The organism is Oleiphilus sp. HI0132, from assembly GCF_001635845.1.
In genome coordinates this window covers 1-1,647 of record NZ_LWGJ01001671.1, presented here as the reverse complement: position 1 = coordinate 1,647, position 1,647 = coordinate 1, and the positions used below count along the sequence as shown (strand labels likewise).

At 42.3% G+C, this 1,647-nt stretch carries 1 protein-coding gene; it reads left to right on the top strand.

Annotation, left to right across the window (positions count from 1 at the left end; genetic code table 11):
• On the top strand, positions 1-1,152 hold a 1,152-nt coding region (locus A3766_RS25650), incomplete at its 5' end, for an NAD(P)/FAD-dependent oxidoreductase (RefSeq protein WP_068643227.1).
• Between the last annotated feature and the right edge of the window lie 495 nt (positions 1,153-1,647).

Below are 1,647 nucleotides of genomic sequence, written 5' to 3'. Positions count from 1 at the left end.
CATATTATCATTATTGGTTCTGGGCATTCCGCGATTACGCTCGTCCGTGAACTTCGAGCGCACGGTAAAGCACTTAAGATAAGCTTACTTACGCAAGATTCAGGTGATTTGTACTACAAGCCAAATTTATCGAAAGCGATTTCAATGAATAAGGCGCCGCTTGATCTGATTATGAAAAAAAGGGAAGTTCTTGAACAAGAGCATGACGTTAAAATCATCCATCAGGTTCAGGTTGAAGCGATTGAAACAGACCAACGTTGTGTTCGTTACCGAGACTCTAATAGCGCAGTCAATGAACTAATATTCGATGAGTTGGTTTTAGCAACAGGCGCATCCCCGATGAATCTCGAACTAACAGATTCTCCACGATGCGTTTCAGTAAATAATCTAGCTGAATACGAAATGTTTAGAGCAGAACTCCAAAAACTTGATAAAAGCACGAGTCGAATCGCCATTATTGGTGCCGGTTTTGTCGGTATCGAGTTTGCCAGTGATCTGTGTAATAACGGCTTTCAGGTTGATGTTATAGATACTGCGAGCTGGCCGCTTAGCAGAAGTGTACCTGAGCAACTCGGTGAGCACATAATGAATGCGTTCCCAAAAGAACAAGTACAGTGGCACATGGAGCAGAAGGTAGGTGATGTTCAAGATGACGGTGATCAGCTTTTACTTGAGCTAGATACGGGTACCGTCATCCGCGCAGATCTTATCTTGTCAGCAGTTGGATTATTGCCTCGTGTTGACCTGGCTAAACAGGCTAATATCGAAATAAATCGAGGAATTATGACTGACGAATTCCTTAGAACAAGTCATCCCAATATTTACGCGATCGGTGATTGTGCTGAGACACTTGGTGCTGTTCGTTCGTTTATTGCTCCAGCAACCGCATCAGCAAAATGTTTGGCAAAAACCTTATGTGGGGAACCTGCTGCTTTAGTTCTGCCACCACAGGCTGTAGCGGTAAAGCTAGCCTATTCTCCCTTAGTGATATGTCCCAGCTACGAATCTAAAGGGGAATGGCGCGTGGAAGGCGAAGGTAACAGTTACGCTGCTCGTTATACGACTCAGTCCAATATTAGTGGCTTTGCATTGCTGGGTGAATGTATTGCTCAGAAGGGCAGTTTTATTAAGGAGATAGAACTTACTGGATAGGTATAATCTTTTAGCTCGAAGGGTGTCTAGCCCGCAATTTCGATGCGAATGCTGTATGAGAGTGTATGGATTGTCTAGATTTCTTGGATCTACCACCTATTTAGCCAATGGAAATGTTAAACCAATTGGTTGGATAGAGTTTTACGCGATGATAGTAATTTTTGTACGAAAGTGGTTTTGTAAACAAGTAACTTAGTGGCTACATTACTACAAGCAGTCCGCAGGATATTCTGTATTTGAGTCTATATTTATGTCCGCTTCTCTCACGTTACGGAATGGTGAAAAGCGGTCAGAAGATCCGATCCTATTCTCCGATAAATTTTACATTACCTACCAGAGGAATCCGCACATTAACAATGAAAGCTGATTCTAGATAATGAGCTTGTGGGAACGTATTTACCTATTTGTGCTTCAAAGGGAATTGAGGATAACCGCGATACCTAATTAGTTTGTCTAGTAAGTGATATTTGTGTGACTCTGAAGATGTTGATGGGT